Annotated in this window: 23 protein-coding genes; 15 read left to right on the top strand and 8 right to left on the bottom strand. The window is 61.9% G+C overall.

The window, feature by feature from the left end; translation table 11 throughout:
- Positions 1–330 precede the first annotated feature (330 nt).
- A complete protein-coding gene (locus P3T20_RS27700; RefSeq protein ID WP_074264741.1) occupies positions 331–1,245 on the bottom strand; it encodes a TrmB family transcriptional regulator in 915 nt (304 codons plus the stop codon).
- Between the two features lie 90 nt (positions 1,246–1,335).
- Here P3T20_RS27700 and P3T20_RS27695 point away from each other — a divergent pair, with 90 nt between their 5' ends.
- The 13 genes from P3T20_RS27695 (at position 1,336) to P3T20_RS27635 (ending at position 13,930) form a co-directional block, all read left to right on the top strand.
- Positions 1,336–1,728, top strand: coding sequence for a RidA family protein (locus P3T20_RS27695; RefSeq protein WP_074264740.1), 393 nt, complete (start codon positions 1,336–1,338; stop codon positions 1,726–1,728).
- A gap of 6 nt (positions 1,729–1,734) precedes the next feature.
- The gene (locus tag P3T20_RS27690; RefSeq protein ID WP_429288443.1) at positions 1,735–2,958 is read left to right on the top strand and encodes an MFS transporter; all 1,224 of its coding nucleotides are present in this window, start codon (positions 1,735–1,737) and stop codon (positions 2,956–2,958) included.
- A gap of 483 nt (positions 2,959–3,441) precedes the next feature.
- Positions 3,442–4,158 carry an autoinducer binding domain-containing protein gene (locus P3T20_RS27685; protein WP_429288442.1) on the top strand — a complete coding sequence of 239 codons (717 nt, stop codon included), beginning with the start codon at positions 3,442–3,444 and terminating at the stop codon, positions 4,156–4,158.
- A 122-nt stretch (positions 4,159–4,280) separates the two neighbouring features.
- Positions 4,281–5,525 (top strand): cation:proton antiporter, encoded by a 1,245-nt coding sequence (locus P3T20_RS27680; RefSeq protein WP_429288441.1) that lies wholly within the window; start codon positions 4,281–4,283, stop codon positions 5,523–5,525.
- 46 nt (positions 5,526–5,571) lie between these two features.
- Positions 5,572–5,838: an acyl carrier protein gene (locus tag P3T20_RS27675; RefSeq protein WP_074264738.1), complete on the top strand. Its 267-nt coding sequence runs from the start codon at positions 5,572–5,574 to the stop codon at positions 5,836–5,838.
- A 38-nt stretch (positions 5,839–5,876) separates the two neighbouring features.
- Entirely contained in the window at positions 5,877–7,283 is a 1,407-nt protein-coding gene (locus tag P3T20_RS27670) for a class I adenylate-forming enzyme family protein (protein WP_429288440.1), read from the top strand.
- Positions 7,284–7,294: 11 nt separating this feature from the next.
- Positions 7,295–8,056, top strand: a complete 762-nt coding sequence (locus P3T20_RS27665; RefSeq protein ID WP_429288439.1) for a hypothetical protein — start codon at positions 7,295–7,297, stop codon at positions 8,054–8,056.
- Positions 8,053–9,165, top strand: a complete 1,113-nt coding sequence (locus P3T20_RS27660) for a beta-ketoacyl synthase N-terminal-like domain-containing protein (protein ID WP_429288438.1) — start codon at positions 8,053–8,055, stop codon at positions 9,163–9,165. Before P3T20_RS27665 ends, P3T20_RS27660 begins: the two co-directional genes overlap by 4 nt.
- Complete coding sequence (locus P3T20_RS27655; RefSeq protein ID WP_429288437.1) at positions 9,162–9,698, top strand: hypothetical protein; 537 nt, start codon at positions 9,162–9,164, stop codon at positions 9,696–9,698. The genes P3T20_RS27660 and P3T20_RS27655 overlap by 4 nt, the downstream gene beginning before the upstream one ends.
- 64 nt (positions 9,699–9,762) lie before the next feature.
- Positions 9,763–11,460, top strand: a complete 1,698-nt coding sequence (locus tag P3T20_RS27650; protein WP_429288436.1) for an NAD(P)/FAD-dependent oxidoreductase — start codon at positions 9,763–9,765, stop codon at positions 11,458–11,460.
- Positions 11,457–12,755: a 4-aminobutyrate--2-oxoglutarate transaminase gene (gene gabT, locus P3T20_RS27645; protein ID WP_429288435.1), complete on the top strand. Its 1,299-nt coding sequence runs from the start codon at positions 11,457–11,459 to the stop codon at positions 12,753–12,755. Before P3T20_RS27650 ends, gabT begins: the two co-directional genes overlap by 4 nt.
- Positions 12,748–13,530 carry a nitroreductase family protein gene (locus P3T20_RS27640; RefSeq protein WP_429288434.1) on the top strand — a complete coding sequence of 261 codons (783 nt, stop codon included), beginning with the start codon at positions 12,748–12,750 and terminating at the stop codon, positions 13,528–13,530. The genes gabT and P3T20_RS27640 overlap by 8 nt, the downstream gene beginning before the upstream one ends.
- 94 nt (positions 13,531–13,624) lie before the next feature.
- Positions 13,625–13,930 (top strand): hypothetical protein, encoded by a 306-nt coding sequence (locus P3T20_RS27635; protein ID WP_429288433.1) that lies wholly within the window; start codon positions 13,625–13,627, stop codon positions 13,928–13,930.
- A gap of 352 nt (positions 13,931–14,282) precedes the next feature.
- Here P3T20_RS27635 and P3T20_RS27630 read toward each other — a convergent pair whose 3' ends face one another.
- The 3 genes from P3T20_RS27630 to P3T20_RS27620 all read right to left on the bottom strand — a co-directional run bounded on the left by P3T20_RS27630 (position 14,283) and on the right by P3T20_RS27620 (position 17,027).
- A complete protein-coding gene (locus P3T20_RS27630; RefSeq protein WP_254368905.1) occupies positions 14,283–14,924 on the bottom strand; it encodes an MgtC/SapB family protein in 642 nt (213 codons plus the stop codon).
- 102 nt (positions 14,925–15,026) lie between these two features.
- Positions 15,027–15,446, bottom strand: coding sequence for an NUDIX hydrolase (locus P3T20_RS27625; protein ID WP_429288506.1), 420 nt, complete (start codon positions 15,444–15,446; stop codon positions 15,027–15,029).
- Positions 15,447–16,052: 606 nt separating this feature from the next.
- A complete protein-coding gene (locus P3T20_RS27620; protein WP_429288432.1) occupies positions 16,053–17,027 on the bottom strand; it encodes a LysR substrate-binding domain-containing protein in 975 nt (324 codons plus the stop codon).
- A 118-nt stretch (positions 17,028–17,145) separates the two neighbouring features.
- Here P3T20_RS27620 and P3T20_RS27615 point away from each other — a divergent pair, with 118 nt between their 5' ends.
- Positions 17,146–18,369, top strand: a complete 1,224-nt coding sequence (locus P3T20_RS27615) for an MFS transporter (protein ID WP_429288431.1) — start codon at positions 17,146–17,148, stop codon at positions 18,367–18,369.
- 67 nt (positions 18,370–18,436) lie between these two features.
- Here the strand turns inward: P3T20_RS27615 and P3T20_RS27610 are convergent, their stop codons facing one another.
- From P3T20_RS27610 to P3T20_RS27595, 4 genes are read right to left on the bottom strand one after another with little or no spacing between them, the layout of a single operon-like run.
- Complete coding sequence (locus P3T20_RS27610; RefSeq protein ID WP_429288430.1) at positions 18,437–19,423, bottom strand: ABC transporter permease; 987 nt, start codon at positions 19,421–19,423, stop codon at positions 18,437–18,439.
- Positions 19,420–20,400 (bottom strand): ABC transporter permease, encoded by a 981-nt coding sequence (locus P3T20_RS27605; RefSeq protein WP_429288429.1) that lies wholly within the window; start codon positions 20,398–20,400, stop codon positions 19,420–19,422. The genes P3T20_RS27610 and P3T20_RS27605 overlap by 4 nt, the downstream gene beginning before the upstream one ends.
- Positions 20,397–21,959: a sugar ABC transporter ATP-binding protein gene (locus tag P3T20_RS27600; RefSeq protein WP_429288428.1), complete on the bottom strand. Its 1,563-nt coding sequence runs from the start codon at positions 21,957–21,959 to the stop codon at positions 20,397–20,399. Before P3T20_RS27600 ends, P3T20_RS27605 begins: the two co-directional genes overlap by 4 nt.
- A 56-nt stretch (positions 21,960–22,015) precedes the next feature.
- The gene (locus P3T20_RS27595; protein WP_429288427.1) at positions 22,016–23,143 is read right to left on the bottom strand and encodes a sugar ABC transporter substrate-binding protein; all 1,128 of its coding nucleotides are present in this window, start codon (positions 23,141–23,143) and stop codon (positions 22,016–22,018) included.
- A 405-nt stretch (positions 23,144–23,548) separates the two neighbouring features.
- Here P3T20_RS27595 and P3T20_RS27590 point away from each other — a divergent pair, with 405 nt between their 5' ends.
- Complete coding sequence (locus P3T20_RS27590) at positions 23,549–24,277, top strand: FadR/GntR family transcriptional regulator (protein ID WP_429288426.1); 729 nt, start codon at positions 23,549–23,551, stop codon at positions 24,275–24,277.
- Positions 24,278–24,281: the final 4 nt, after the last annotated feature.

Here is a 24,281-nt window from a genome sequence, read left to right as displayed (position 1 = left end):
AGGTTCTGGCCCGGCCCTCGAAATAGGCCAGAATCTTTCCACCGACCCTTTATGGGTCGGTTTTTTTTTGTGACTTACTTTTAACTACACTACTGAAGTAGGGTATATGCCCTACCAGCGTAGTGTAATGGTCTTCGGCGCCTTTTACTAGGTGGTTATCTCGTTTTTCAGAGGACCTTACCTGGGCCGGCAGAAGGGAGAGTGCCGTCAGCGGGCCCAGAGTCGCGGGCGATCAGACGAGCCAGGTTTGCTGCCGGCAATCAGTGGTGGCGCAGGGAGGTCTGATGAAACGCACCCTCATGGCAAAGACGTTGAGAACACCACGACCGCCTACGTCTTGTCGGTCCGGTTTCCCGACGCTCGCGCCGGACTTTTCCGTCTGACTGTGGATGCAGGCGCGGCGGTTTTGTTTTTCTGTTTGGGTAACTGAACGGTCCTGGCTGCGAGGAGCGCCTGCATCAAATCGCTGTTGAGGGCTTTCTCGAAGGCCCGTGGGCCCATCGAGTTAATCAGGATGCGGCCCATGACGTCGGCCTTGACGTACTCGATGGCGAGGAGGCTGATGACCTGATTAGTAGTGAGTACCGCTTCTTCATTGGCGGACGGCCCGAACTCCGCGGTGATGGCGTCCTGCTCATCCGCCACGGCAACGGCCAACCGGCGGCCTTCGAGCCTGGCCCGGGCGCTTGCGCCGCATTCGCGCAGGTCGTAAAACCGGGGGCCATTGAGCGTTGCAGTCCCGTAGATCGCCACATGAACATCGACGCCACGCGCCGAAGCCGCCTCGATCGCATCGCGCAGCGGTTCCATTTCCTCGTCCCAGATCGCCGCGAACAGGGTTTGCCGCGCGCTATCTATCGTGGTCTGAAATGCTCTGATGATTGCGTTTCTGTCGCGCAGCGACCAGACAAGTCCAAGCTCACGCGCCGCAGGTAGCGACGACAGCCCCTCGTTGACAAGTTCGATATCGCCCTCGAAGCGCTCCCGCAGTCGCGCCAGCACCTCGGCATACGGAACCGCCGCATACCGGACCGGTTCCGACCGATGCATGAGAACCGCACCCTTGGTGTCCAGACGTTGAAGCGTCTCATAGATTTTCGACGGCGGCACGCTGGAGAGCTTGCCGACCTCGTGGCCATTCATCGGCGAACGTTGCAGAAGGGCGCAATAAGCTTGCGCTTCGTATTGTGAGAAGCCGAGGCGAATCAGCGCGGATATCAGCTCGGCGGGAATCTGTGTAGTCATATCGCGTGAGACTAGCACATGTCATATGGGCCTTGTACACTACCGAGGTAGTGTAGCCATTTACTCGAGGTGCAATACAAGGAGCGCAGCATGAAAAAACGGTATTCGTCGGGTTCGAGCTGGGAAGCGTCCATCGGATATTCCCGCGCCATCCAGTCAGACAACACGCTGTACGTGTCGGCAACGGCGGCGAGCGGACCGGATGGTTCAATCGTCGGCGACGATCTGTATACGCAGACCAAAACCATTCTCGACAAGCTCGGCACCGTGTTGACCGATGCCGGCTTTGGGTACCAGGACGTCGTGCAAAGCCGCGTATACGTCACTGACATTGCTCATTGGCAGGACGCGGGCCGCGCTCATGGAGAAGTGTTCGGCGATGTTCGTCCAGCATTGACGCTGCTGCACGTGCTGCCTTTCGTCGATCCGAAGATTCTGGTCGAGATCGAAATCACGGCGGTCAAAAGCGATTCGGCCTGGTAAGCGGCCATGAATCGCGTCCCGCGCGGGAGCGCCAGGGGCGGACGGGAAACGCCGCATCGGTGGCTGACCGCCTTCATCGCGATGGCCGCGGGCGTGGCCATCGCGAATAACTACGCGCTCCAGCCGGCTCTTCCCGCTGTCGCAGAGAGTTTCCACCTCCCGCTCACGGCCATGGGCATCGTCGCCGGCAGCATGCAGGCCGGCTACATGGCGGGTATCGTCCTGCTGGTTCCGCTTGGCGACAAGGTTTCTCCCGCGCGAATCGTCTCCTGGCAATTCGCGGTGCTGGCCATGGCGTTGATCGCGGCGGGGTACGCGCCGACACTGCCTGCGCTGACCATCGCGGGCTGCGTGATCGGTGCGATGGCAACCAACGCGGTTCACCTGGCCACAGTCGCGTTTCGCGCCTCGAAGCCGGAGTCGCGTGGCCGCGCGGTGGGAACGGTGGGGATGGGGATATCCGCGGGCATCCTGCTGAGCCGGTTTGTGGGTGGCCTGCTATCGCAGGCCACAAGCTGGCGCACGATGCTGATGCTGTTCGGGGTTGCATCGTTTCTGCTCGCTTGCCTCACGCATCGCCTGCTGTCCAGAGACGTGCAGCGCAGTGAACACGGTTACCTCGGTTTGCTCAGGTCGCTACCCTCGGTGCTATTCCGCTATCGGCTATTGCAGGAAGGCGTGATCGTTGGAGCGTGCTGGTTTTTCGTTTTCAGCATGCTGTGGGTCACCCTCGTATTGGCCGTAGCCGGCGCGCCGCTCAATCTGAATGCCGGTCAGGCGGGTATGTTCAGCTTTGCCGGCGTGCTGGGATTGTTTGCCACCCGCGCGGCAGGGCGTGCGGCGGACCGGTTCGGGTACCGGCCGGTCATAGCGTGCGGCTTCGCGTCGGTGCTCGCGGGCGTGGCGATATTGCTCGTCGCCCGTTCATCCATAGCGGGAACGGCAATCGGCCTGGTGCTCTTCGATGTCGGCTGCTTTTCTGCACAGGTGGCCAATCAGACCCGCTTGCTGGCGATCGATGTCAATGCACGCAGTCGCATCTATAGCGTGTACATGTTTTTCTATTACGCCGCTGGCGCGCTGGGCTCCGTGCTCGGGCCATTACTCTTCGCCCGTTACGGATGGGACCTGGTGTGCACGGTAGGCATCGCAATGTCAGCGCTGGGTTTCGTGATCACCTGTGCTCATCATCTTGGTGGACGGCGACGCGGTGAACCGGTGCTCGAATAGCACGCTGCAGCGGCGTGGCAGGGGCGAATCCGAAGCACATATGACGTGGCCGCGCTACGCTCTGACTCGCTGGGCGTCAAAGCCGCCCTCCAATGATTTTATAAGCAGGTAAATCAGGCCAATGACGGGGAAGGGTGTGTCACGACTTGCGTTGCTCCGCTCGCCGGGTTTGAGTTTGTGTGGAGGCCCGGCAATGGGGCGAAGCCATGCCGGATTTCCAGCCTTGCGTAAGTGAGGAAAGGGAATCTCCAGGGCTGAAGTCGGCATCCTCCTGATCTGCGCATGGCTAATCACGCTCAATTCAAGGCATAGGAACGGGTTCGGCTATCGATGCTGACCTGACTAACTATTTGCATGCGCGCTGACCAGGCATTTCTTGCGCAAAAGCGTTTCATCGTTTTACTGCGCCTTCTCCCTCTGTAAGCCCGACCCGCCCCGGTTGCCGCGCTCTCTCCGGATTTCATGTTTTCGGAGAGGATTCCCATGCGTAAGTGGTACGAGGAACAGCTACAACGGGCCGCCGGCCACGATATTTCCGACGAAGAGCTGGACAGAGAAATTACCGATAGCGCCAAGGCGCTCAGTTTCGACTTCTGGATGTTCGGGGTTCGCTTGCCGGTCCCCGTGTCGCGCCCGGCCATCGAGGTCCGCGGTAACTATCCGCCGTCGTGGCAATCGCGATACCGCACGCCTGGCTACGTCGAGATAGATCCGATACTGCGCCATTGCAAGGTGTCGTCGGTTCCGCTGATATGGACGGCTGAAGCGCCTTCGTCCGAGCGGCAATACTGGGACGAGGCCAAGGCGCACGGTATCCGCTACGGATGGTCGATGTCGCTGCGCAGTCAGTTCGGCGCCATCACGTGGTTCACGCTGGCGCGGGACACCCATCCGATTTACCCGGATGAACTGGCCGTCACGGAGTGTCCGATGATCTGGCTCGCGCACTTCGTCCACGCAAGCCTCGGCGCAAGGTTGTTGCCGGCCATGTTCACGGACGGCATGCCACACCTTTCGTCCCGCGAGCGCGAGGTCATGGGTTGGACTGCCGAAGGAAAAACCGCGTCGGAAATCGGAGCGATTCTGGGCATCGCGGAGTCCACCTGCATTTTTCATATCACCAATGCCACGCGCAAGCTGGGTGCGGTCAGCAAGACGCACGCGGCCGTAAGAGCTGCTGTTCTCGGGCTCATCGGCTAGGCGCGGAGCGCCGGATCGCGCGGCATTGCGCTGCACCCCTCCCATTTCCTGGAGCTGCCGGGCTACGTACGTTCGCGCTACTTTCTGCCTCGGGCTTCACTCGTCTCCGACACCAGATCGCAATGTACTTTCTCCAGCTCGCAATCATTATCCTGGCGTGTCATGCGTGCGGCTATCTGGCTGAGCGCGTCGGCCAATGCCGGGTGGTTGGCGAAATCACGGCGGGGCTTCTACTGGGACCTTCTGTCCTCGGGGCGCTCGACCCGGGTATCTACGACCTCATCTTCCCGGTGAGTTCGGCATCGAGCATGTCTCAGCTAGGCGAAGTGGGCATTGTCCTGCTCATGTTCGAGATCGGCATGCACCTTCACGCTCCGGAGCGGCGCGGCGCGGCCCGGTTGGGTGCTGGATTGCGCCTGCCCGGACTGATCGCGGCCTTGGGACTCGTGATGCCGTTTGTTCTCGGCGTGGCAGTAGCGCTCTGGTCGAAGGACGTCCTGGCGCCAGGCTTTCCGACCGTTCCGTATGTGCTGTTTTGCGGCGTTGCGCTGGGGGTGTCCGCGGTGCCGGTGATGGTGCGTATCGTTGTCGATCTCGGGCTCAATACGAATCCGCTGGCGAAGGCTGCGCTCTCGGCCGCCATGCTGACCGATGTGGCGGGCTGGATGCTGCTGGCCGTGGTTGCGTCCATAGCACATGTGCACAACGGCGTGAGCGAGCTGACGCTTGCCCTCGGTGGCATTGCGCTGTACTCGATCGGGTGCGTGGTCATCACGCGTTACGCGGTTCGACCCATGTTGATACGGGCGGCGCAACGCAACGATATGCAGGCCGTGTTCACCATCGTCACGTGCTTTGTCATGGTATCGGCCGGCATCACTGCCAGTCTGGGCTTTCACAGCGCCTTCGGCGCGCTGCTTCCCGGGATGCTCCTGCGCGACGTCCCAGCCGTGCGGGAACAATGGGACAGATGGTTCGGCGGCTTCCTTCGCACCATTCTGATGCCGGTCTTTTTCTCGTACGCGGGACTGCACACATCGATCTCCCTGATCGAAGGGGGCAACGCCTGGTCCTGGCTCTGCGTGTTCCTGGGGGCAGGATTTGCCGGGAAGTTCGGCGGCTCCTATCTTGCCGCGCGGATCTGCGGCCTCGCGCCGGGCGACGCGGCATTCATCGGTTCGCTCATGAATGCGAGAGGCTTGATGGAACTCATCGTGCTCTCGATTGGACTGCAACTGGGAATTCTTCCGCCCAGGGTCTACACGATGCTGGTTCTGTTTGCTCTCGTCACTACTGCAATGACGACGCCCCTCGTACGCCGACGCATGCGGGCGGGAAATCAACCGTTGGCGGATCCGCAACTCTAGACGGTTGCGCGATCTTCAATCCAGTCTTCCTTTCCTGAAGGTAACCATGAACGTAAGCAGGCAAGAGATTGTCGAGCGTCTTCGCAACATCGTCGCAACCCGCCTTGACGTGGATATTTCACCGGATCGGATCGGCCTGACCGATGGCTTTCTGTCCGTAGTCGGGATCGACTCCGTTGGCTTTATCGAACTTCGCTACCAGTGTGAGGAGGAGTTCGGAATCAGGATCGACGAGAACGATTTCGTGCCGGACAACTTCCTGAACTGTGACGTGCTGTCCGGATTTCTTCTGACGAAGCTGAGCGCGCTCTAGTCTCAAACCAGACTCCAGGCTTAACAATTTGGATACCTATGCATATAACGGACTTCGATCATCTGATTACCGAAACGTCGAGCGTCGCGTTGCCGGCAAGCGATGCGGCAGCCCCCGGCCAACTGGTTGCCGGATTGCGGGCACGTGCTCTGCCGGAAGGGGCCGTGGTGCTGATTTGCATGCCTAACGGCCGGAACCTGCTGAAGCTCTTCTTTGCGCTGGTGGCAGCGGGCTATGTGCCCGCGATGTTGCCGCCGGCCACACCCGTTCTGCGTCTGCGTCAGATGGCGGAAGACTTTGGCGCCGTTGCTGTCGTCAGGCCGCGGCTGGGTGAGGAGTTGTGCAAGGAACTGCATATTGAAGCGGTCAACCGGCGGGCGGGTTGGGAAGTCGGTTTCTTCCGCACGCTTGCGAAACCGGTCACCGAGCCGGGCGAAGTGATCCTGACCACTTCGGGCACCTCCTCGCACTTCAGCAGCGGTTGCGTGCACTCCATCGACTCGCTCAGGGCCAATGCACGCAAACATGCGGGCGAGATCAACCTGGGTGCGACGGACACGATGCTGATCAATCTGCCGCTCTATTACTCGTTCGCGCTGGTTGCCCAGGCAATCGCGAGCATCGAGTTTGGTGCGAGGCTGGTTATCAGCGGGCCGCCGTTCATCGGTTCGCAGTACGTCGCGGATCTGGCGCGCCATCGGGTTACGGTGAGTTCCGTAACGCCGGTCCTGATGCGGACCTTGCTCGCGCATTCCGCTGCCGCGCTGCCGGAGACCGTCCGCGCGCTCACAGTGGGGGGCGACTTCCTTGCACCCGATCAGGCGGCGGCCTTCGTCCAGCGTTATCCGGGCAAAGAACTTTACCTGACCTACGGCGTCACCGAAGCGGGGCCGCGCGTCTCGACCGGGCGGGCTCATGAGGCGAACGCAAAGCGGTTTGCTTCCGTCGGCCGTCCGATGCCCGGCACCCTCGTGCGCCTGCTCGACGTGGACGGACCGGCGCAGGAGGGCGAACTTCTCGTCCATTCGGACACGCTTCTGAAGCGGAAGATTGGTCGCAACGCCCAGAGTCCGCTGATCGAAATGGATGGGCAGACGTGGCTGAAAACCGGCGACATTTTCGAAATCGACGAGGACGGTCATCTCTTCTTCAAGCACCGGAAATCGGACTTCATCGTGCTGAACGACGAGAAGGTGAACCTGGCTGCGATCAAGCAGTTCTGCCGTGCGCTGCCAGGCGTGCTGACCTGTAGGACGCGATCGATCCGGCGTGCCGATACCGTCGACGGATATTTCCTTGAGATCACGGTGGACGATCTGCTGGTCGGGCCGGCCGAGGCCGATGCGATGAAGGCGGAGATCATGAAGGGGTTAAAGCATATCGAACGCCCGAGCAGCCTGACGCTGACACCGGTGAACCGGCAGCAGTACGAATTTTACAAATGAGGATGTGTACCGTGAACCGGGACATTGACGAGCTGACTCGCGCAATCATCGCGAAGTACGAGTTGAAAACCATCGAGGACGTGCTGCAGATTATTCCCCTGCACATGTGCCATATCACCCAGGAGCCGGAGGTTTTCAAAACCTGGCCGGCCAATCTTGTACGCCTGACCTATCCTCGCGTGGAATGGCCCGCGCATGAAGCGGTCTACGCGCGCTATCGGGACGAGGTGATTCCGTCGCTCTCCCTCGGCGACTATCTGAGCGCATTTATCGAACCGGACCGTCCGCGCCTGCCGTGTTTCTGCACCGAGATGAGCGATGTGGCGGGCACGCTCGTCAGCGCATTGCTCGCGCAACCGGTCTATGCGATCCGCAAGATCTACGTCAATTACCTGTATCTGCCGCAACCCTGGCACTCCTTGAATGCGCTGGTGACTGGCGGACGGATTCGCTACTTCGATTCCTCCGCGTACCGGCAGGTCTTTGACAAGTCGCGCCGCAAATTCGTGCGCCCTGATCAACTTCCTGGCTTCGATAAAGCGGATGTGGAATCGCGCTTTCTGGTTAGCGATAACTGGCTTCAAAGCGAACCTTTCGCGCGGACGATTTCGCTGATGGGGGAGGCGATAAACGACAGTTTCTACCCGAACCCCATCGACAGCGACAAGCCTGACGAGTATCTACGCATCTACGGTCAGGCGAGGCGCACAGAACACGTGCCGCGTAATGATGCGAGCCTTGCCTGCATGCCGGCGCAAGGAGATGCGCCATGAGCGAACTCGCGATCACAGGTATGGCCTGGCACACCGCGTTGGGCCGCACGCTATCAGGCGTGTGGCAGCGGCTGCTCGACGGTGAGACTGGGATTGCGCCGTCCCCCTCGCCGCATGAACTGAAGAACGACCGGGTGGCGAAGATTGCGCTGGCAGACCGCGCCGACGCACGCGACACCCTCGAGCACCTCACCCGGCAAACCGTTGCTGCCGCGGCGGCGCATGCGCAACTGGATCTACCGCGTCAGGCGGCGCGCACATGGTTGATTGTAGGGACGAGCTTCGGCGCGCGGCTTGACGACCCGCTTGCCGCCGCTGAACCGCTCGAGCGCTGGATGCAGGAGATCGCCGACGGATCCGGACTCGAAGCGGTTGCGTTGTCCACTGCCTGCTCCTCCGGATCGGATGCTCTTCTGCTTGGCGCCGAGCTGATCCGCGCTGGACTTGCCGACCGCTGCATTTGCGGTGGCGCAGACGTGCTGGGAGACTCCAAGCGCCTCGCGCATTCTGCGCTGGGCACCATGTCGTCGACCACGTTGCGCAGCTTCGATCACCGTCACGACGGCACGATTCTCGGCGAGGGCGTTGGCTTTCTGGTCCTCGAACGGCGCGGCGATCGTCCGGTGCGGCCGCTCGCGATCCTGCGCGGCGCAGGCTCATCCAACGATGCAGCGGGTTTGACCGCGCCCGACAAAGACGGCAACGGCATCAGGCTCGCCATCGAGCGGTCGCTGAAAAACGCCGGGCTGCGCTACGAGGATATTGGCGTGTTGAATGCGCATGGCTCAGGAACCCTGACCAACGACCGGATCGAGAGCGCCGCATATCTCGAGCTGTTTGGCAACTCGCGGCCCGCGATCTTTGCGACGAAGGGAGCGTTTGGCCATTCGCTCGGGGCAACTGGCGCGCTCGAGGCGATCGCGTTGATTCTCGCCCTGCAGCAACAGGTGATACCTCCCATACACGGACTGGAAGAACCCATCGCGGGTTTCTCGCTGCCCATGCCGATGGGCCGTCCTGGATCGATCAGCACGGCCTATGGACTCAGTCTTACGATCGGCTTTGGCGGCTTCAACACCAGTCTGGTTTTTCAGGGGGCAGCGGCATGACAGGCGAGACCCTGGCATGGGCGCGCGGTTACACCATCGTCGACAGCTGCGAACGTAGGAGCATGGCTTACGAGCAACTCGATCCAGAAATCGGGAACGGTCTCAGGAACGCTGATCCGACGGTATGGCCCGTGCTCGACTCGGTCGCAGCGCTCTACCGCGCGAACCGTGCCCGGCTTGAGCCGCATAGGGACCACGTCGGCATCATCCACTACGGCAGCGCCTATCCGAAAGCCATTGCGCAGCGCGTGATAGCCGATATGAGCCGCAACGGCCGGGTGTCGCCCGCGGCGTTCATCAACGCGAACGCTGGCGCCGCGCTTTCGATCTGTTGCACCCGCTTCGGCTTTCGCGGACCCACCATGAACCTTACGATGCCGGCCGCCAGCGCACGGCCGCTAGTCGACGTGCTCGCCGCGCGATGGCTGGGGCAGGGCAACGCACGCTATCTGATCCTCGTCGCAGCCGATTTCGAGGCGGCAGCGGACATCCAGGTGACCGGCACGTTGATCAGAAGGCTTGACCTCGGCTGAAGCGAGAGGTCGAACACACTTTCCACATTACCAGATTTAAAGCCTATATATAGGAATGCAAACTATGAATTACGATCATGACGTTGCCATCATCGGCTCTGGCATTTCGGGTTCGATGCTTGCCGCGATTCTCGCCAAAAACAGTGTGAACGTCGTCGTGCTGGACGCGGGTACGCACCCGCGCTTCGCGGTCGGCGAGTCGATGGTGCCGGAAAGCGCCGTGCTGCTTGAACTGATGGCGGAGCGTTTTGGCATCCCCGAGCTGGCCTATCCGGGCAACATTGCCGAGATCAACCGGCATATCGGCTCCTCGGCGGCGGGTGTCAAACTGGCCTTCAGCTTCGCATGGAACGGCTTTCGCAAGGAACACGATATCGCCGATGTGGTGTCGACCCCGGTGCTCGCGCCGGAAGCCCACCTGTTTCGTCAGGATATCGATGCGTACTATGTCGCGCTTGCGGCCCGTCTCGGCGCGGTTATCAGGCAGCAGGCACGTATCCAGTCCATTGACGTCGCAGGGGAGGGCGTCACGCTGACACTTGCCGACGGTCAGCGCCTGCACACACGCTTCGTAGTCGACGCCGCGGGTTTCCGCGCGCCGCTCGCCGACGCGTTGCAACTGCGCGAAGGCGCCCGGCCGATGCAGGCAAACACGCGCTCGCTGTTCACGCATATGGTCAACGTCGACCTTTACGAGGATGTGATCGCACCGGTCGAGACGCACGGTTCGCCGACTGCGTTGTCACAGACTACGCTGCATCACATGTTCGACTGCGGCTGGCTGTGGATCATCCCGTTCAACAATCAGCCGTTCAGCACCAATCCGCTGTGCAGTGTCGGACTGCAGTTCGATATCGACAGGCACGGCCCCGCGAGCCGCGATCCGGAACGCGAATTCCAGCAGTTTCTGGCCGATCATCCATCGGTGGCAAAACACTTCAAAAACGCCGCACGCGTTCGGGAATGGACCGTTGCACCGCGCCTGAACTACACGAGTCGCGAGACGGTGGGCGACCGGTATTGCCTGCTCGGACATGCCGTGGGATTCGTCGATCCACTGTTCTCGCGAGGACTGGTCAACACATTCGAATCGATCGCAAGACTGGCACCGACTCTGCTGAAATCGCTCCAGGCGGACCGCTGGCAGCGTGAAGACCTGTTGCCGCTCGAGCGCTACAGCCTCGAAGTCGTACGCATCAACGATCGCCTCGTTGCCAACTCGTACACCGCGTTCCGGACGTTTCCGCTATGGAATGCGTGGTTCCGCCTCTGGCTGAGCGGCAGCTATATCGGCGTGCTGCGTTTGCGCCGGATTCTTGCCGACTATCTGGCTGATCGGGATAACGAAGCATTGGACGCGGCGTTTGATAACGCGACCTATCCGGGTCACCTGTCGATTGAAAGCCACCGCTACGAGCGGATGTTCGACGCCGCGTGCTCGGCGATGGAACGCTTCAAGCGCGGCGAGACCGGTGAAGCGCAAACCATAGCCACGTTACACCGTTTGTATGTGGAGAACCGCGAGCATCTGCCGCTCGACTTCTCGGACTTTGCCAACCGTTACGTCTCGCGACCGACGGCTGAATTTGCGAAGTCGCTGTTGGACTGGGCGAACCACGCACCCGACGGCCTCGCGGCGAAGCTCGCGCGTGGTCCGAACGCGCGGCCGTTCGAGTTCCTCGACCGCTATCGCTACGGCGACCGGTTAGCGCTTGCCGCGCGTGCCGACGAACGTCTCGCAGAAATCCGGGCGAGCCTATGAGCGTCACCAACGAAACGCTGCTCGGCCGCCGGCAGGCCGCGGTTGCGCGCGGGGTCAACCAGGCACATCCGATTTTCGCGGCGCGGGCGTTAAACGACCGCATCTGGGATATCGACGGTAACGAGTACATCGATTTTACGAGTGGCATTGCCGTGCTCAATACGGGGCATCTTCACCCGGATGTCGTCGAAGCGGTCCAGCGGCAATTGGGCCATTTCGTTCACACCTGTTTCGCTGTGCTGCCGTACGAGTCCTATGTTGCGGTATGTGAGCGGATCAATGCGCTGGCTCCGGGCGATGGCCCTAAAAAGACTGCCTTGTTCAGCACGGGTTCCGAAGCCGTTGAAAGCGCGATCAAGATCGCCCGCGCGCATACGAAGCGCAGCGGCGTGATTGCCTTTACCGGCGCCTATCATGGCCGCACGCTAATGGCCCTGGCAATGACCGGCAAGGTGGCACCCTACGCGTCAGGAATGGGCCTCATGCCGGGCCATGTCTACCGCGCGCTGTATCCGGACGCGCTGAACAACATCGACGTCGACGCGGCGCTTGGCAGCGTTGAACGCATCTTCAGAAACGACGCTGCCCCCGAAGACATTGCCGCGATCATCTTCGAACCGGTGCAAGGCGAGGGCGGAATACAGGTGGCCCCGCCTGGATTCGTCGCGAAGTTGCGTGCGTTGTGCGACCGTGAAGGGATTGTGCTCATTGCCGACGAGGTGCAAAGCGGTGCCGGCCGCACGGGTACCTTCTTCGCGGTCGAGCAGATGGGAGCGACGCCGGACCTTCTGGTTTTCGGTAAATCGGTGGCCGGCGGATTACCGCTCGCGGGCGTGACGGGCCACGCCAGTGTGATGGACGCCGTGGGGCCCGGTGGCCTGGGCGGGACCTACGCCGGCAACCCGCTGGCCTGTGCGGCCGCGTTGGCCGTACTCGACGTCATGGAGCGGGAGCAGATCCTGGCGCGGGCCCGTCAGGTTGGCGAGATCACGCGCACGGCGCTGCTAGCGATGCAGCAACGCTATCCGTTGATTGCAGACGTGCGAGGACTCGGGGCGCTGATCGGCGTCGAGTTGCGCACGCCCGACGGGCAGCCGGCAAAAGATCTCACCAGCAAGCTTGTGACGTCGGCGCGCGATGAGGGACTGCTGTTGCTCGCGGGCGGGGCAGACGGCAACGTCCTGCGTATGCTGGCACCGCTGACGGTCGAGCTGCGGACGCTGGAAGCGGGGCTGCGCATCCTCGATCGGTGCTTTTCGACGCTGTGGCGACCGGAGCCTGGACGCCATGACTGACCTCTCCAGACTCCTCAATGGACATCGCTCGATCCGGCGTTACAAGCAGGACCCGATTGCGCGTGAACTGATCGACGAGGTATGTGCCGACGCAATGGCCGGGGCTTCGTCGTCCGGGAATCTGAACAACGTCTCGCTGGTTTTGACACAGGATGCACAGCGCAGACAGCAGTTATACGAGCTGCATGCACGACAGCCGATGATCCTGCAGGCTCCGTTGCTGGTGACCTTTGTTGCGGACTGCTACAGGACGCGGCGCTGGCTCGCGCGAGGTGCGGCACGCGACAATTTCAACAACCTGATGGGCTATCACATTGCACTATGCGACGCGATGATCGTGGCGCAGAACGTCTGTCTGGGATTCGAGGCTCGCGGCCTGGGTGTCTGCTACATGGGCTCGACGCTATCCGCGATGAGCGGCATCGCGGCGGCCCTGAATCTCCCGGATACCTGCGTGCCGGCGGCGACGATTGTCGCCGGGTATCCGGACGAAAATCCCGACAAACGTGACCGGTTGCCGATGTCCGCGCTGGTTCACGAAGAGTTTTACCGCGACCCGAGCGACGAAGAAATCGATGCGAGCTATGCCGAACGCGAGCAGCGCGCCTGGCCGCGGCACATGTCCAATGCGGTCTCGCGGTCGAAGCTCGAACTGCATGGGATCACGTCGATGGCGCAGTTGTACTCAAGTCCACTGAAATACGACCCGGAGGTCTTCCACTCCGATTCGCGACGGTTGCGGGAATTTCTGGAGTCGAAGCATTTCATCTCCTGAAAGCCGTTGCGTTTTGCGTTGCAGGCGCGGGGTACGCAATGCGGGCGAGTGATAAAGTCAATGCCCTCAAGACTGCAAGATGGGAGCAAGACCGATGAAAGTTCTATGCACTGCGCTGCTCGCCACTGTGGCGCTAACGGCGCACGCCGCCGAGCCCGCACCTAACCAGCAATGGCGCGCGATCCCGGCGTCGCTCCATGACGTCATCATGAACGGCTATAAGCTCGTCTCGGCGTTCGACACGCCCGCACAACAGTCATCGAGGACCGTGCGCACCTACGTGCTGCAGAAGGACGACAGCCTCGTCCAATGCACCGAATCCCACGACGGCGCCGTTGGCGAATTCAGATGCTCCGAAATCGTCCAGCCCTATCTGGCATCCCTGCAGGGCAAGAAGTAGGATTTGCCGGACCAGGAGCGGATGGTCGGAACGGGAACGTGAGGGAAAAACACATTGTCACGAGATCAGTGAACTTCACGTCCAAACAGGTCATCCACGATTTTCCGCGCAGCGCTATACCCTCCCATAAGGGCGCTGACTTCGGTATCAAACGGGCGTCCGCCAGCCTCACCGAATCTGAGAGGCGAAAAAATCGCAACTGCCGTTCCTGCCTGAAAGACCCTGACTACCGCGACGTACCCAGAACGCCCTGCCAGTCGTGTGATCGGCGGTAAGCTGAATTGCGACTCGACAGATACCTGAAGAGTGAACCCTTGATATTCATACGTTCGCATCATGAACCGTTCCGCCATTACTTTTCGTGACGACACTCGCGCACGCCTGGCATGGCTCCCAGCCGCGTACAGATCGCAGTGAACTCGGGTGATGACGCGCGAGACAGGGCAATCTGCACATCGTCGAGCTCCGGGTCGTCTTCGGACTGCTGAACAATGAACTGCTTGACCCGGACGCTTCCAGTTCCAAGTGCGCGATGCAGACTGTCCAGAGAAACGCTTCCGCGCTCGGCCAGTAGCTGGATGTTGCGCTGTTGCCGCACGGAGATAAAGCGACGCTCCAGCGGCTTCATCCCGGCAAGGATGATCAGGATAATGACGGTCGCGCCGATAGCTGCGGTGTACATGCCTCCGCCCACGGCGAGTCCGATTCCTGCAACCGACCAGAGACTGGCCGCGGTTGTGAGACCGCGCACAACCTCGCCGCGCAGCAGGATCGATCCGGCGCCGAGAAAACCGATGCCTGATACCACCTGGGCTGCGACCCGCGAAGGGTCCAGTACGACGTTCTTTTGAGTCAGCGCGTCTGCGAAGCCGAACGCGGACACGAGCATCATCAACGACGCGCCGACGCATACCAGCATGTGTGTACGCAAACCCGCGGCCCAGTTCAGCCTCTCTCGCTCAAAACCAATGACACTGCCCAGCAGGGCCGCCATAAGCAGGCGAGACAGGATTTCGAAATTGCCTATCACAATGAAGTCCGCAAAACGTTAAGTCGCGCCGTATGGTTGCCTCGGAGCGGCTGGACAGCCTCGCAGCTACGCGCTAGCAGCAGTTTTGCTATCGAGGTCGACGGCGGGGACCGCTATTGTGACATTTTTGTGACTGACGAGCAGCCGGACAATTTCTCTGGTCGGCACGCTAGTGATGACGTTGGACACCTGTTTTGGCCGAATCCAGCGGCACCGGGAGATCTCATTGCTGGCTGCGGGCGCGAGGTTCGTCGGCAGCTCCACGAGGAACACGTGATGTCTTTTGGTTAGACCGCCAAACTGGAACAGAAACGAGAAGCCATCGATCCCGAGGGCGGTCTCTTCCAATAGCTCTCGTCGCGCCGCCTCGACTGGCGACTCGGAGCGCCGGATCGTGCCACCCGGCAGCGACCAGCGCGACCGGCCGCGAGTCACGAGGAGGATTTTGTCGTGTTGTCTGCACACCACGGTCGCCCTTTCTTTCATCGTCACCTGATCTTTGTTCCGGTGCTATCTTTGAAGCGTATGGCGCGGCATTCCGCTCGATGGGGTTCGACGGCTGCCACGTTAACTCGATATGAAAGTGAAGTTGCCGGGACCAGAAGGCTGAAGTGGAGTTCATCCTTCAGGAGCCAGCCTGCCTTCTGTTCCCGACGTTATTGTGACGGGGAGAAAATTCAATGAAAACCCGCTCGTCATTCGAGATCTGCCTGCCGCTGGTTGTGTTTGGAGTGGCATGCCTTGCGTCCCTCCCGACGCTGATTCTTTCGCTGCTCTGGCTAACACTTGGCGCCTGCTCGGTCGGCCACTGCTCGCTGGAAGAATTTCCTGCTGACCGAATCCCACGACATTGGCTTCGCGGACCCCGCAGCGTAATCCTCTGGCTCTACCACCTGGCATGGTGGCCGTGGTACATGCGATCGGAATTGCAACAACTCGGCGGTTCCATTGCGAATGCACTCAGCAAGATGCGACACCATGGGCGTAACGGCACGACGGACACGTCCTCAAAACGACGGACTCACGACGAAGAAGGATAACGGCCCGCGGCACCACCCGTAGGGCGCTCTCGCCAAAGCCCATGAGTCACTCTCACAGACCGGCCTGCCCGGATTGTCCGGAACTCTGCCCAGCCATCGATGTGATCCATTCTTCAAAGGCTACGACTGCGCCGTCCGTGGCGCGATCGGCGTTGATCACAAGCGCGTAGTCGGCGGCGCGCCATGTTGGCGCTGCAATCGGGCACACGAGGCGCCCTGCGGCAATCTCGCGTCCGATCAGCGGCAGCGATGCCAGTGTGACACCCAGACCCTCCACGGCTGCGGCAAGCTGGAGGTGTACGTGCTCGAATTCGACATGACGGGCCGTCCGCAGGTCGGGCGCGCCTGCCTCCCGAAGCCAGTGCGACCAGGCTGTGCGCGTACTGGCGGAATGCAGCAGGGTGTGATGGCGCAGATCGGTCACGTCCACTATGGGGTGCTGGCGCAGCAGTGCAGGGCTGCAGGCGGGCAGACGCAAGTCGGACATCAGCGTGCGCGACACGACGCCAGCGCCTTGTTCGGGTCCGGAGCGAACGCCGATGTCGAAGGCGTCGCCGATATAGCGCAACTTGCGCGATGTGGTGGACACGCGCACGTCAATGTCGGGGTAACGCGCCTGGAAGCCGGCCAGACGCGGCAGCAGCCAGCACAGCGCGAAACTCGCCGGCACGTTCACACGCACGATGCCCGATACCCGGCGCGCAAATTCTTCGTGGCGCAACCGCGCCGCCACGGTGCCCAGGCGCTCGAACGCGGTGCTCACTTCGCTCAGCAGCGCGGCGCCTTCATCGGTAAGCACAACGCCGCGTGGACGGCGCTCGAACAACGGCAAGCCGAACCAGTCTTCCAGCAGCCTGATCTGCTTTCCGACGGCCCAGTGCGTGACATGCAAATCGGCTGCGGCGCCAGCGAAGCTGCCGTGCCGGGCTACCGCTTCGAAATTGCGCAACGCGTTAAGTGGCGGCAGGTTGTCCCGGCCCTTCGCAGTGGCGCTGTCTCTGCCCATGACGTGACTTTTTCTCTCCATTGACGCGATATTAGCTCAATTGAAGTACATCGTCGCCCCGTCATAAAATTGCCACATGGAGCCTGAACACCCAACGGCGACGGGCCTTTCCGGTTCGCCTTGTGACAAGAGGATTGATATGCGCTTGCCCGATTTTTCCCCGTCGCTTACACAGCAGACCGACTCAGCGGGTCGACAGGTCGCCCCGTCACGCTCGCGCGTGCTGTGGCTCTCGTGCGTCGCGCATGCGATGCACGATGGCTACACAGACATGATCTATGCGTTGCTGCCCGTGTGGCAGGCGGACTTTGGTCTTGATTTTGCCGCCCTGGCGATCCTGCGCGGTATTTATGCCGGCACCATGGCTACCCTCCAACTGCCTGCCGGGCGCCTCGCGCAGTGGCTGGGCAGCCGTGCCACGCTGGCCCTCGGTACTTTGCTGGCTGCGCTCGGCTATGCAGTCGCCGGGATGTCAGGCGGCCTGCTTGGTCTGTGCGTGGCTTTGGCGATTTCGGGCAGCGGTTCGAGCACGCAACACCCGATCGCTTCGGGCGCCGTCTCCCGTACCTACGGGCGCAACGCCCGAGGACCTCTGAGCATCTACAATTTTTCCGGAGACGTTGGTAAATCCGCACTGCCGGCCGCCATCTCGCTGCTCGTGACCATGATGCCGTGGCGTCACGCGTTGTGGATTGTGTCCGCATTGGGCTGCGTAATTGCCGCGGTCATCGCGCTATTTTTCCCGTCTATCCCGCGCGCTGCGCCGGTGGACGTAGAGGCGCCCGATCACCGTCGCAGCACCGCGGGAAGCGGTTTTTCCCTGCTGTTCGCGATTGGTGTGCTCGATACGGCCGTGCGCATGGGGCTGCTCACCTTTTTGCCGTTCTTGCTCAAGGCAAAAGGCGTCTCGCTGCCGATGGTGGGGACTGCGCTAGCGCTGGTGTTTATCGGCGGTGCGGCCGGCAAGTTCGCTTGTGGCTGGCTTGGAGCACGCATGGGAGTGATAGGCACGGTGCTGGTCACCGAGGGCGGTACAGCAGCCTGCATCGTCGCCGTGATGTTTCTCCCACTGGTGCTCACCATGGTGCTGCTGCCGCTTCTGGGCGTGATGCTCAACGGTACTTCCTCGGTGCTCTATGGAACAGTTCCGGAAATGGCGGCCCCCGAACGTACTGAGCGTGCATTCGCGTTGTTTTACACGGGCACGATAGCGTCGGGTGCCATTTCGCCGGTTATCTACGGTTTTCTTGGCGACCGGATCGGCGTACACGGCGCCACTTTTGCCACGGCCCTGACCGCGTTGGCGATCTTTCCGCTGGCGCTCGCACTGCGCCCGCATCTGGCCGTCGAGGAAAGACGGTGAGTCCAGTTCATGAAGCTGGCGACGCGTAAAGCCCGCGCCGCGAACAGCAATCGGCCACCGCTTGCTCCTACGCCTCCCGCTTGCTGCGCCCATACAGGAGCAGCATCGCCGCGATCACCACGCCGTAGATAATCTGCCGTCCCGCCTCTGGCATCTGCGCGACCGAGAGGATCGACTGCAGCAGCGTGATGAGGATCGCGCCGGCGACCGTGCCGAGGTACGAACCGCGGCCGCCCAGAATCGACGTGCCTCCAAGCACGACCGCTGCGATCGCCGGCAACAGGTAAGCATCGCCCATCGACTGCGCCGCTTTCGATGCATAACCCGCGAGCAGCACGCCGCCGAACGCCGCGAATCCGCTGCACACGGCGAAAGCGGCCACTGTCACGAGCCGCGTATTGATGCCTGAAAGATACGCCGCGCGTTCCGTATTGCCGATCGCGTACAGCGTGCGGCCAAAGGTGGTGCGCGACAGCAGGAATATCGTGGCGGCGCCGATCAGCACCCACAGCGCGACGGCATTCGGCACGCCCGGCACGAGCCAGCCCGCCGCGAGCCATCGCATCGCGTGCGGCGCGGAATCCTGCGGCGACGATCCCCCCGTGTAGACGATCATGATGCCTTGCGCGACCGCATTGGTTGCGAGCGTCGCGATCATGGACGGAATGCGCAGCAGCGCGACAAGGATGCCGTTGACGATGCCGATCAGCACGCCGCAACCGATCCCAACCGGAATCGCGAGGATGCCCCCGAGTTCGCCATGTCCCGCGACGGCGCACGCCATCATCGCGCCGACCGTGATCGTCCACGGCAGCGACAGGTCGATGTGGCCGAGAAGTATCACCATCATCAGGCCGGTCGCGATGATGCCGAGGAACGCGCCCACCTTCAGCTGCAGCAGAATGTATTCCGGCGACATGAAGCTGCGCGAATACATCCCGCCGACAAGCAGCAGCGCGACGATGCACGCGAACGCGATGACGATCGGACGATCGACTTTGCGCGTGAGCCTCGACAGGAACGTGGTCCGGCTGCTTGCGGAAACGTCGCTCATTGAAACCACTCCAGACGGTTGCGCACCCTGAATAGCCCGCATGCTCCGATCGCGACAGCGAGCAGCAGAATCACACCCTGAAAGAGCGGCTGCCAGAGCGCATCGACGTTGAACACGAACAGCAGGTCGCCGATGGAGCGGAATGCAAATGCGCCGAAGATCGCGCCGATGGCGCTGCCTTTGCCGCCGAGCAGCGACACGCCGCCGATGACCACGGCGGCGATCGAGAACAACGCATAGGAGTTGGCACTGCCGAGGCTCGCTTCTCCCGTGTCCGTGAAGAACGTCAGAAAGAGGCCGCCGATCGCGGCGAGGAGGCCAGCCAGCGTATAGCTCGCGAACTTCGCGCGCTGGATCGGCATGCCGGACAGAAAAGCCGCGGACTCGGACGAGCCGGTCGCGTACGCTGCGCGCCCGATTACCGAGCGTTTGAAAGGAATCCAGACGATCACCACAGTCGCGAGCAGAATCAGCAGACTCGCCGGCACGCCGCCGGTGACCTTGCCGGTCAGTGCGTCGGCGAGGTCCTCGTTGATCGATCCGCCGGGAACCGGGCGCAGCAGTAGCGCCAGCCCATAATAGACGGCGCCCGTCGCGATCGTCGTCACGATCGGCTGCAGACGGCCGAAAATGATGATGATGCCGTTGAGCGCGCCGCACAGCGCGCCGACCGCAAGCACGCCGACGATGCCGAGCGCGCTGTGCAGCGCATCACCCGTGATGATCCACGATCCGACGCAATTCGTCAGCACGAGCGTCATGCCGATCGACAGGTCGATGCCGGCGGTCAGCACGACCAGCGCCTGGCCCATCGACACCAGCGCCAGCAATACCGCCTTGTTCGCTGCCGTCTGAAAGACATTGGACGACAACGTCGATGGATAGTTGAAGAGATAGATCGCGAACATCAGCACGAACAGGCCGAACGCGAACGTCGTCCCGCGATTTTCCGCATACCAGTAACGCAGCCCGCTCATAGCGCGACTCCCGTGGAAGGCGAAACCTGGCCGACGGGCAGGTCCAGTGCACTTGCAATCAGGTTCTGCTCCGTGATCTCCGGCCCGGCAAGTTCCTTCTTGATCCTGCCTTCGTAGAGAACGAGCACGCGATCGCAGCAGCCGATCAGCTCGTCATAGTCGGTCGAATAGAAAACGATGGCGGCGCCTTCGTCGGCGAGACGCCTGAGCAATTGATAGATCTCCTGCTTGGTGCCGACGTCGATGCCGCGCGTCGGATCGCTGAGCAGCAGGATTCTCGGCTGCCGGATCAGCCACTTCGCGATGACTACCTTCTGCTGATTGCCGCCGGACAGCGAACCCACAGCCGCATCGACGCTGAACGACTTGATCGCGAGGAGCTCCATCATCCGGTCGACGAACGACTGCTGGCGATCGCGATCGATCACGCCTGCGGTGGACATGCGATCGAGCGCGGCAAACGACAGGTTCTCGCGCACCGACATCGGCAGCATCAGGCCTTCGGTTTTGCGGTCCTCCGGAATCAGCGCCATACCGATCTGGTTGGCGCGCGCGACCACGGGGCTCGTGATCGACACGGCGTCGCCGTCGATCTCGATCTTGCCCGTGCAGCCGCGCAACACGCCGAATAGGGCGAGCAGCAGTTCGCGCTGACCTTGTCCGTCGAGGCCGCCGAGCCCGAAAATTTCACCGGGCTTCAGCGAAAAGCTGATGCCTTGCAGCGTGTCGTTCCACGCGAGATCACGACAGGCGAGAACCGGTTCGGCGGCGAGGCGCCGCCCGGGCTCGTCCGCGGGTTTATCCGGGAAGGCGTGCTGATATTTCCGGCCAATCATCATTTCGACAACGTCATTGTCGGTACGCGTGCCGGCCTCGAAGCTCATCACATGACGGCCGTTGCGATACACCGTGCATTCGTCCGCGAGGGCCTTCACCTCGTGCATCCGGTGCGAGATGAAGAGTATCGCGAGTCCCTCGTCGCGCAGACGTTTGAGCACTTCAATGACACGCGCCACGTCGGCCGCGGTCAGGGCCGACGTGGCCTCGTCGAGGATCAGGATGCGCGGCTCGTGCGCCAGCCCCTTCGCGAGCTCGACCATCTGCTGGCGCGACAGCGGCAGGTCGCGGACTTTGGCGAGCGGATTGATGTCGGCCGCGCCTGCGCGGGCGAGCGCTTCCTCGGCCTGGCGGCGCTGGGTCCGGCGGTCGATCATGCCGAAGCGTCGCGGCGGATTCGAAGCGAAGATATTGTCCGCCACGCTCAGATCAGGGATCAGCGAGAGCTCCTGATACACGCAGACGATGCCTGCTGCATTCGCCTCGGAGGGCGACGCGAAGGAGACCTGACGACCGTCGAGGTGCATGGTTCCCTCGTCAGGTTGCACGACGCCGGACATCACCTTCAGCAGCGTGGACTTGCCCGCGCCGTTCTCGCCGAGGACCGCATGGATGCGGCCGCTCCTGACCGCGAGATCCGCGCTATCCAGCGCGACGGCGCCGCCGTAGCTTTTCGACACGCCGGACATCTGAAAGAACGGCTGCTCCTCGTCCTGCCGCATGCTTGGTCTCCGATCCCATACAAGATGGTTGCCGTCACGTCACAGCACCAACCCGATCACTGGTTGCCCTGGCTCTGCTTCATGATTTCCTGCGCCGAGAAATTGATGCCGCAAGTCGGAAACGAGTTGCCGACGAAGAAGTTATCGGACTCATCCGGGAAATAGTTGACACCTGCCTTCAGTTTCGAATCGTCGGTAACGTCGAGCGGCAGTTTGATCGCGACCGGAATCGTCTGGCCGTCCAGCGCAGCGAGCGCCGTCTTGATCGCCACGGCCACCTGCGCGGGACCGCTACCCGCCGACGTGCACTTCAGGCCCTGGCTCCCGTACTGCGCACAGAGCTTGCGAAAGCCGTTCTCCGTTTCGCCGCCGAACGGCACGAAAGGATGCTTCGCGTCGAGCATCGCGCGCACGACACCGGTGTCGCCGCCTTGCGCGGAGATGCCATCGAAATGGCCCTGCACGGCAATCGCGTCGGCCACGGCCTTCTGCGCGACGCCGTCGTCCCACTTGCCGTAGACCTGGACAACGTTCCACTTCTTGCCGGTTGCGTTCAACGTGTTCTGGAAGCCATTGTGCCGGTCGGTATCGACCGATGTGCCCGCCACCCCGCGAATCTCGAGTACCTTGCCTCCGTTCGACACATGGGAGGCCAGCCAGTTGGCCCACAGCACGCCGAGCCCATACTGGTCGACGTCGACGTTGATCGCGTCCTCGCTGTCGAGCGTATTGTCGAACGCGATCAGCACGACGCCGGCCTTCTTCGCGCGACGGATCGCGGGTCCGAACGAGGCGGGATTCTGCGCGTCGACGATGATCGCGTCATAGCCGGCATCGATGAAGTTGTTGACGGCCGAGATTTGCGCCGGCACGTCTTCGCCGGTCGAGACGACCTTGAATTCCTTGAGCCTGGCGGCGACGGCCGGTTGCGCCGTGTAGGCCTTGGCCGTCTTGATCATCTGGATGCGCCAGGTGTTCGCGATATAGCCGTTCACCAGCGCGATCCGGTAGGGCCCGCTCTTCTTCGGATATTTGACGAACTTCGTGTCGCTCTTCCATGGGACCATGCATGTGGGATCGCTGGGCGGCCCGGGAACGATCGATGCCTGCGCGAAAGCCGTGCTTGCGCACAGCGCCAATGTCGCGGTCGCCGCCGCTCGAAGCACCTGGATTCCTGAAAGCATGTTGTCTCCTGTCTGTTGGATTGAACTTACCGATTGCCAGCGCACATGGCTTGTCGGGAATGACCGGCACGGTGTGCGTATCGCAGGGAATCTTGCGGACGTGCTGCAGCGGGACTGAATCGGACTCGCTGATCAACGGAATGACCTCTTCAAAGACGTCTCCTCCAGGCAAAACGAAGGGTGCGCCTACGCTCCCTATTCGACAGTACTGGCATACCAATCCGCGCGCGATAGTGGTTTACCAGTGCGCCCGACGCACCACCCGATCGAGCTGAAACCCGCGCCGGTCATGCGCTTGACGGCCGAAGCCTGCGGCACGAAGACACGGCGTGACATGAAATTGGTGTACCATTTTGGCGAACTTTAGCCGCCACCAGACGGCTTCGACGATTTCGGGAATCCTGGATGGCCGATCTTCCGCATACGCCACCCGGCCGCGCCGCCGACGCGGACGCGGCCGACCGTTCCTATGTCGGGCTGGCAAAACAGATCTACGATCTGATCGAGGGCGGCGACGTCGGGCCGCGTGCCCGCCTGCCTTCCGAGCGCACGCTTGCCGAGCGTTTCGGCGTGAGCCGCACGCAGGTGAGGGAAGCGATCATCGCGCTGGAAGTGCAAGGCGTGGTCGAGGTGCGTGTAGGCTCGGGCATCTATGTGGCCGAAGCACCCGAGGCGCGCTCAGTCTCATTCGAACTACCGCGTGGACCAGGCCCGATCGAGACGCTGCGCGCGCGGGTGGTGATCGAAAGCGAGATCGCGGCGCTCGCCGCGACCGAACGCAAGGACTCGGACCTCGACCGGATCTTCGCCGCCTTACGCGCGATGCGCGAAAACATGGACGACAAGGCCGCGAACGAAGCGGCCGATCGCGAGTTCCATCTCTCGATAGCGCGGGCGACGGGAAACGAAGTGCTCCGCCTCGTGGTCACCGCGATGTGGGACAACTCCCGGGCCGACCCACTGTGGAAAAAGATCGAGGAGCACTTCCATACGCCCGCGTTGCGGGTAGCTTCACAGGAAGACCATCAGCGCATCTTTTCGGCCATCATGGCGCGCGATGCGACCGCTGCGCGCACGGCAATGCAGGCGCATCTCGCGCGCGTGATCGGAGAATTCACGAAGGCCTGGCGTTAGCCGG

The organism is Paraburkholderia sp. GAS206C, assembly GCF_050435645.1.
Lineage (GTDB): Bacteria > Pseudomonadota > Gammaproteobacteria > Burkholderiales > Burkholderiaceae > Paraburkholderia > Paraburkholderia phenazinium_B.
This window is presented reverse-complemented; position numbering and strand designations above follow the sequence as displayed.

What these genes read in the sequence shown, in the direction of transcription:
- P3T20_RS27625 (WP_429288506.1), bottom strand. Translation starts at nt 15,446, where the DNA reads ATGAAAGAAAGGGCGACCGTGGTGTGCAGACAACACGACAAAATCCTC.
- P3T20_RS27670 (WP_429288440.1), top strand. Translation starts at nt 5,877, where the DNA reads ATGCATATAACGGACTTCGATCATCTGATTACCGAAACGTCGAGCGTC.
- P3T20_RS27620 (WP_429288432.1), bottom strand. Translation starts at nt 17,027, where the DNA reads ATGGAGAGAAAAAGTCACGTCATGGGCAGAGACAGCGCCACTGCGAAG.
- P3T20_RS27700 (WP_074264741.1), bottom strand. Translation starts at nt 1,245, where the DNA reads ATGACTACACAGATTCCCGCCGAGCTGATATCCGCGCTGATTCGCCTC.
- P3T20_RS27635 (WP_429288433.1), top strand. Translation starts at nt 13,625, where the DNA reads ATGAAAGTTCTATGCACTGCGCTGCTCGCCACTGTGGCGCTAACGGCG.
- P3T20_RS27640 (WP_429288434.1), top strand. Translation starts at nt 12,748, where the DNA reads ATGACTGACCTCTCCAGACTCCTCAATGGACATCGCTCGATCCGGCGT.
- P3T20_RS27610 (WP_429288430.1), bottom strand. Translation starts at nt 19,423, where the DNA reads ATGAGCGACGTTTCCGCAAGCAGCCGGACCACGTTCCTGTCGAGGCTC.
- P3T20_RS27605 (WP_429288429.1), bottom strand. Translation starts at nt 20,400, where the DNA reads ATGAGCGGGCTGCGTTACTGGTATGCGGAAAATCGCGGGACGACGTTC.
- P3T20_RS27595 (WP_429288427.1), bottom strand. Translation starts at nt 23,143, where the DNA reads ATGCTTTCAGGAATCCAGGTGCTTCGAGCGGCGGCGACCGCGACATTG.
- P3T20_RS27630 (WP_254368905.1), bottom strand. Translation starts at nt 14,924, where the DNA reads ATGGCGGCCCTGCTGGGCAGTGTCATTGGTTTTGAGCGAGAGAGGCTG.
- P3T20_RS27590 (WP_429288426.1), top strand. Translation starts at nt 23,549, where the DNA reads ATGGCCGATCTTCCGCATACGCCACCCGGCCGCGCCGCCGACGCGGAC.
- P3T20_RS27685 (WP_429288442.1), top strand. Translation starts at nt 3,442, where the DNA reads ATGCGTAAGTGGTACGAGGAACAGCTACAACGGGCCGCCGGCCACGAT.
- P3T20_RS27655 (WP_429288437.1), top strand. Translation starts at nt 9,162, where the DNA reads ATGACAGGCGAGACCCTGGCATGGGCGCGCGGTTACACCATCGTCGAC.
- P3T20_RS27695 (WP_074264740.1), top strand. Translation starts at nt 1,336, where the DNA reads ATGAAAAAACGGTATTCGTCGGGTTCGAGCTGGGAAGCGTCCATCGGA.
- P3T20_RS27615 (WP_429288431.1), top strand. Translation starts at nt 17,146, where the DNA reads ATGCGCTTGCCCGATTTTTCCCCGTCGCTTACACAGCAGACCGACTCA.
- P3T20_RS27680 (WP_429288441.1), top strand. Translation starts at nt 4,281, where the DNA reads ATGTACTTTCTCCAGCTCGCAATCATTATCCTGGCGTGTCATGCGTGC.
- P3T20_RS27660 (WP_429288438.1), top strand. Translation starts at nt 8,053, where the DNA reads ATGAGCGAACTCGCGATCACAGGTATGGCCTGGCACACCGCGTTGGGC.
- gabT (WP_429288435.1), top strand. Translation starts at nt 11,457, where the DNA reads ATGAGCGTCACCAACGAAACGCTGCTCGGCCGCCGGCAGGCCGCGGTT.
- P3T20_RS27600 (WP_429288428.1), bottom strand. Translation starts at nt 21,959, where the DNA reads ATGCGGCAGGACGAGGAGCAGCCGTTCTTTCAGATGTCCGGCGTGTCG.
- P3T20_RS27650 (WP_429288436.1), top strand. Translation starts at nt 9,763, where the DNA reads ATGAATTACGATCATGACGTTGCCATCATCGGCTCTGGCATTTCGGGT.
- P3T20_RS27690 (WP_429288443.1), top strand. Translation starts at nt 1,735, where the DNA reads ATGAATCGCGTCCCGCGCGGGAGCGCCAGGGGCGGACGGGAAACGCCG.
- P3T20_RS27675 (WP_074264738.1), top strand. Translation starts at nt 5,572, where the DNA reads ATGAACGTAAGCAGGCAAGAGATTGTCGAGCGTCTTCGCAACATCGTC.